Origin of the sequence: Nocardia sp. NPDC059764, assembly GCF_042732555.1 — a bacterium.
Taxonomy (GTDB): Bacteria; Actinomycetota; Actinomycetes; order Mycobacteriales; family Mycobacteriaceae; genus Nocardia.
Map to the genome: position 1 here is coordinate 1 of NZ_JBHWHH010000294.1, position 4,932 is coordinate 4,932.

The following is a 4,932-nucleotide window of genomic DNA, read 5'->3' on the forward strand; positions in this document are numbered from 1 at the left end:
CGACACCGGATGTCAGGCCGGTCAGGTCAGTGATGGATCACGCCTGACCTTCCTTGTATTTCGCCTCCATTTCCGCGGCGAGCTGCGGCTTCTCAGCCTCCATCTTCTGCACGTACGCGACCGCGTCACCGACGGTCCGCAGGCCGGCGAGGTCTTCGTCGGGAACCTTCACGTCGTACCTGTCCTCCAGCTGGACCGCGATCTCCACCTGCGACAGCGAATCGATTTCCAGGTCTTCGACGAAGGACTTCTCGATCGTCACTTCGGACGCATCGATTCCCGTCACCTCTTCGACGATCTCCGCGATCCCGCTGACGATTTCTTCCTGCGTGCTGGGCACGAAACACTCTCCTCGCTGTGACGACATATACCTGAACGGCAGTGCCAGTACGCTAAAAGCTCCAGTGGGGTGGAGGTTCAAGAACTTGTGACGGACGACACAAAGCCCGCTGCGCTCATGAGCATCGGGGAATTGGCGCGCAACTCGGGGCTGTCGGTGCGCACAATCCGGTTCTACTGCGACGAAGGCATTCTCGAATCCCAGCGCAGCGGCGGCGGACATCGAATGTTCGACGCCGACAGCGCGACCGAACGCCTGCTGCTGGTGCGGCGATTGCGGGCGCTCGGACTCGGGTTGGACTCGATCACCGGCGTGCTGCGCGGAGAGCAGTCGATGGAAGAGGCCATCGCCGCCGAAAGCGCCGAGCTCGATATCGAATTCAGGTCGCTGGCCTGGCGCCGCGCGTCCGTGCGCGCCATGGAGACAGCCGCCCCGGCGCAGCGCATCGAACGACTCGCATTGCTGGCCGCCGCACAGGACGGTAATGCGTTGCACGAGTGCCTCATCCGGTTCTGGCACCGCATTCTCACGCCGATTCCGCGGTCCGACAGCGACGGCTGGGTGTGCTGGAACGTCCCCGAACCGCCCACCGACCCATCCGTCGACGAGGTCGTCGCCTACGCCGAGCTGGCCGCCCTCGCCTCCAGCCCCGACCTGAACAACGCTGTCCGACAACAATACTGGCGAGATCGCCCCGACCTGATCCGCGACCCGCGAGCCCTCTACCACGAGATGGGCGAGATAATGATCGACGTCGTGCCCCTCGTAGCCGACGGCATTCCCTCACACTCCGGCAACGAACTCGACCGATTCGTCACCGCCCACGCCACCGCCCGCGGCGAACGCGACACCCGAGAATTCCGCGAACACCTCCTACGCGACGCAACCGACTCCGACCCCCGAATCCACCGTTATTGGTCCCTGACAGACCAACTCCTCGGCCCCCGAGTCACGATCGGCCGCGCCCACGATTGGCTGTACAACGCACTGGCTGAGGGTTCAGCGGTGGCGGCCGGGTAGGGCCGAAAGGGGCTATGCGCCTGCCCTATTGGAACAGGGTGTTCCAGAAGGGGCAGCGGTGGTCGGTGGTGAAGGTGGTGGAGAACTGGTTTCCGGTGGGGCGGAGGGAGAGGAAGGTGGGGGTGGTGGGGGTGTACAGGGGGATGGCGGGGAGGGTCGCGGGGTCGGGGGTGCCGGTGTTGATGAAGCGGGTCCAGTAGCGGCGGATGTCGGATTGGAGGCGGCGTTGGGGTGGGGTCATGACGCCGTCGAGGGCGAAACCGGCTTGGACCAGGTCGAACAGGGAGGGGAGTTCGGCGGCGTGGTAGGCGCCCATGGGGAAGGTGCTGGGTGGGGCCAGGGCGCTGCGGTCGTCGAATTCGTAGACGTAGGTGCGGTTTTGGCGGGAGAGGTCGGAGACCTGGGAGATGAGTTTGCAGACTATTTGGTCTGTCCAGGCTCGGGTGAGGGCCAAGGCCGGTTGAGGGTAGTCGGTGAGGGGGTATTCGCGGATGACCTGGTCGATTTGGGCCACAGTCAAGTCGGGGATCTTGGCGGCGAGGAGGCGGGGGTAGTCGGCGGCGGTCATGACGGGGCCTAGGGGAATCCCGTACTTGATCCAGACCCAGAGGGCCACCTCGTCGTGATTGGAGCCGACGAAGGTGGGGATGTGGGACATGCCACCGGATTTCAGCAGGGTCAGCGGGCTTTCGGGGAGGTAGGCGTTGCCGTGGACGACGTTGGTGTCGTCGGGGCCGCGGTCCACCAGGATGTCGGGTGAGAGGGTGCGGAGGCAGGTCGCGTCGTCGGTGGCGGGGCAGCCCGCGGCGGCGGCCCAGGCGTCGCCTTCGGCCTCCGCGTCCGGGAGGGATTGGCTCGCACACGGACCGCTCTGGAGGATGGCGGCCTGGAACAGGGGCTTGGCGGACGGGGTGGCCATGTGGGCGCAGATCGAGACGCCGCCGGCCGATTCGCCGTCCAGGGTGACGCGATCGGGGTCGCCTCCGAACGCGGCGATATTGCGGTGGACCCAGCGCAGGGCGGCCTGCTGGTCCATGAGGCCGTAGTCGCCGGAACCGGAACCGTCGTCCAAAGCCGAGGCGGCCAGGAAGCCGAACAGCCCGAGGCGGTAATTGATGGTGACGACGATGACGTCACCGTCGGGTTGGGAGACCAAAGGGGCTGCGCCATACATGCTTCCGGTGCCGGTCTGCAGGCTGCCGCCGTGGATCCACACCATGACGGGCAGGGCGCGGCCGTCGGCGGGGAGCGTCGGCGGCGTCCAGACATTGAGGTACAGACAGTCTTCGACGGTGGTGCGCAGGCCGCCCAGCCCGGTCGGCTGGGCGCAGTTCGGGCCCGCATCGCGAGCCTCACGAACACCGGGCCAGGGCGCGACCGGCTCGGGCGGCCGCCAGCGCAGCGCACCGACCGGTGGTGCGGCGTAAGGGATTCCATTGAACAGCCGATACGACGGGGTCGAGACACCGTGCAACGCACCACTATCGATGGTGACTGTATCGGGAGCGGGCCCCGAATAGGCCCGCGCCACCGGGCCGTTCACCGCGAAGATCACCACCAAGAGCGCCACCGCCGCGAACACCGCGCCGGATCCCCGCCTCATCCACCCCTGTGCACGCACGATCACCCGAGCCTCCTGGGCCAGCAAGCGCTATCGCGTAGTCGTTCGATACTAGTCGGCCGGTCCGGACGGGGGTCCGAAGTCTCACGAAACCGGGAAAACTCCTGCGTACGGACGGGTCCGCGCCGCGGATCCGTCTCACGACGAGACGCTTGTTGACACTCGATTCAGGTCGGGACGACCGTGGCCCCATGACCCGCACCTCCCCCGATGCGCTCGATGTGTTCGATCCCGCGCACATCGACGACCCCTACCCACTGTACCGGCGGCTGCGCGAGCAATCCCCTGTCTACCGCATCCCGGGCACCGACTTCTACCTGGTGACGTCCTGGGATCTGGTGACCGAGGCCGTGAATCGCGGCGACGAGTTCTCCTCCAACCTCACCGGCGCCCTCCTGCGGCAGGAGGGGCAGCCGCCCGTCACCTTCGACATGGACGGCGGCGGCCAGGCCGTCCACGTGCTCGCCACCGCCGACGACCCGAGCCACCAGGCACAGCGCAAACTCGTGCAACCTCTGCTGGCCAAGCGGATTCGCGGCCTCGGACCGACCGCCGAGGAACTGGTGGACCGTCTGTGGACCGAGGAACTGCACGGCGATCGCATCGACTGGGCGACCGGCATATCCGACCGACTCCCCCTGGCACTCGTCGCCGACATCATCGGACTCCCCGACGCCGCTGTGCCGCAACTGCTCACCTGGGCCTACGACAGCACCGAGATGCTGGGCGGCGTGGTCGACTCGGACCGTTTCGTGCACTTGGTCACCGCCGCCACCGAACTCACCGGCTACCTGCACACCGAATTCGCGGCCGCCCAGCGCAACCCGGGCGACGACCTGCTCGGCGTGCTCGCCCGCGCCTGCGCGGCCGGGGAGATCACCGACGTGGTGGCCGTGCTGATCCTGGTCCAACTCGTCGGCGCGGGCGGCGAATCCACGGCGGGCCTGATCGCCAATGCCGCCCGCCTGCTGGCCACCCGCCCCGATCTCCAGGACGAGCTGCGCGCCGAACCCGCCCTGCTGCCCGCCTTCCTGGACGAGGCGCTGCGCCTGGAATCGCCGTTCCGAGGCCATCATCGGCACGTCACCACCGATACCGCGCTGGGCGGCATCGAGATTCCCGCGGGCAGCCACCTGCTGTTGCAGTGGGGCGCCGCCAATCGCGACCCGGCCCGCTTCGACGATCCGGACACCCTCGACCTGGACCGCCGCAGCGGCGCCAACAATCTCGCCTTCGGGCGCGGCATCCACTTCTGCATCGGATCGGCGCTGGCCAAGCTGGAGGCCACCGCCGCGCTCACCGCCCTGCTGGAACGCACCACCGCGTTCACCCTCGTCGAAGAGGCCCCGCCGCAGTGGTTTCCGAGCATCTTCGTGCGCCGCCATCGCACCCTGCCGCTGCGCCTCCACATCCGAAACACGTGAGCCCGCGGACTCGCCCGGATTCTTCCGCGCGTCCGCCGCGTGCCGGGGGCGCGGTCACGGCATGATCGTCGTCGATCGATCAGGGGGATCCACAGCTGTGACCACAGGAAAGGGGTTTTGTTCGTGAAGACCGTCTACGTCCGCCGCATCACCCTGGCGGCAACCGCGTGTGCCCTGTCCGGTGCGCTGGCCGCGCCGGCCGCCGCCGACGCCGCGCCGCAGAAGATCACGCTCGACTACGCCAAGGGCCTGTGCGGCCAGACCACGCTGCTGGCGCACTCGTTCACGCCCACCACGCTGGAGATCACCACCTCCAGCAACTTCACCGACGACGCCAAGATCGATATGGCCGGGAAGCGCACCCCGCTGCCCGACACCTACGGCGCGGTCACCACCACCATCGACCTGGGCACCCCGATGCCGGGCGCCATCCCGTTCGAGGTGTCGGGCTCGGACTGGCCGGGCAGCATGGGCACCGGCTGCAAGGGCTGGATCATCGTCGCTTGATCGGCGGCCGACAACGATCG

The 4,932-nt window shown here is 67.7% G+C and carries 5 protein-coding genes; 3 read left to right on the forward strand and 2 right to left on the reverse strand.

What is annotated here, in order from left to right; all coding sequences use genetic code 11:
* Window positions 1-37 precede the first annotated feature (37 nt).
* Window positions 38-340: a meromycolate extension acyl carrier protein AcpM gene (gene acpM / locus ACFV4K_RS34660; RefSeq protein WP_379280538.1), complete on the reverse strand. Its 303-nt coding sequence runs from the start codon at window positions 338-340 to the stop codon at window positions 38-40.
* Window positions 341-427: 87 nt separating this feature from the next.
* On the opposite strand from acpM, the gene ACFV4K_RS34665 reads away from it, so the two are divergent.
* Entirely contained in the window at window positions 428-1,360 is a 933-nt protein-coding gene (locus ACFV4K_RS34665; protein ID WP_379280539.1) for a MerR family transcriptional regulator, read from the forward strand.
* A gap of 25 nt (window positions 1,361-1,385) precedes the next feature.
* Here the strand turns inward: ACFV4K_RS34665 and ACFV4K_RS34670 are convergent, their stop codons facing one another.
* On the reverse strand, window positions 1,386-2,963 hold the full coding sequence (locus ACFV4K_RS34670; RefSeq protein WP_379280540.1) for a carboxylesterase/lipase family protein: 1,578 nt from the start codon (window positions 2,961-2,963) through the stop codon (window positions 1,386-1,388).
* A gap of 209 nt (window positions 2,964-3,172) precedes the next feature.
* On the opposite strand from ACFV4K_RS34670, the gene ACFV4K_RS34675 reads away from it, so the two are divergent.
* Window positions 3,173-4,405, forward strand: a complete 1,233-nt coding sequence (locus ACFV4K_RS34675) for a cytochrome P450 (protein ID WP_379280541.1) — start codon at window positions 3,173-3,175, stop codon at window positions 4,403-4,405.
* A 123-nt stretch (window positions 4,406-4,528) separates the two neighbouring features.
* The gene (locus ACFV4K_RS34680) at window positions 4,529-4,912 is read left to right on the forward strand and encodes a hypothetical protein (protein ID WP_379280542.1); all 384 of its coding nucleotides are present in this window, start codon (window positions 4,529-4,531) and stop codon (window positions 4,910-4,912) included.
* Window positions 4,913-4,932: the final 20 nt, after the last annotated feature.